This is a genomic window from Proteus sp. fly-1067, from assembly GCF_040139345.1.
In the GTDB taxonomy this organism is placed as follows: domain Bacteria; phylum Pseudomonadota; class Gammaproteobacteria; order Enterobacterales; family Enterobacteriaceae; genus Proteus; species Proteus vulgaris_B.
This window is the reverse complement of record NZ_JBEEUL010000285.1, coordinates 1-518: the sequence shown is the minus strand read 5'-3', so window position 1 is coordinate 518 and position 518 is coordinate 1. Positions and strand designations below refer to the sequence as shown.

Genomic DNA, 518 nt, shown 5'->3' with positions numbered 1-518 from the left:
GATCCAATCAATGGATGGCTCAGTCTGTTTCTCTCTGCATAACGATAAAGTTGTGTTGGAAACCCCTAAGTATGAAGTCAAAGCCCCTGAAACCATATTTACTGGCAATGTCACGGTAAATGGCAATTACGCTGTAAATGGTAATAGTGATTCACAAGGGGGAACCATGCGACATAACGGAAAAGATATCGGTTCTACGCATCAACACAGTGGTGTTGAGACCGGTCATGGAAATACAGGAGCGCCTCTATGAGAACATTTTCAATCGATAAAAATAATGATCTCTTTATTGGCCCTGATGGAAACCTTCAGTTCAGTGAAAAAGACGATGCGGTTAAAAACCTTTGTCAGCATTTTGCCAAGGCAGTGCGTGGTGAAATGTTGCATAAAAAAGATAAAGGTATTCCGTTCTGGCCAACAACCTTTGGTCGCCAAGCTGATATCCCGATGTTTGAAACGGCGTTTAGACAACGTATGAGCGAAATTGAAGAGGTGGTTGAAGTGACCCATTTTAGCGC

1 protein-coding gene and 1 pseudogene are annotated in these 518 nt (G+C 42.7%); both read left to right on the top strand.

The features are described from left to right. Positions 1–253, top strand: a pseudogene (locus tag ABN217_RS20440) (Gp138 family membrane-puncturing spike protein); the annotation flags it as partial. Beyond that, positions 250–518, top strand: a 269-nt coding sequence (locus ABN217_RS20435; protein ID WP_349460033.1) for a contractile injection system sheath initiator, incomplete at its 3' end; no start/stop codon positions are given. The pseudogene ABN217_RS20440 and the gene ABN217_RS20435, both read left to right, overlap by 4 nt.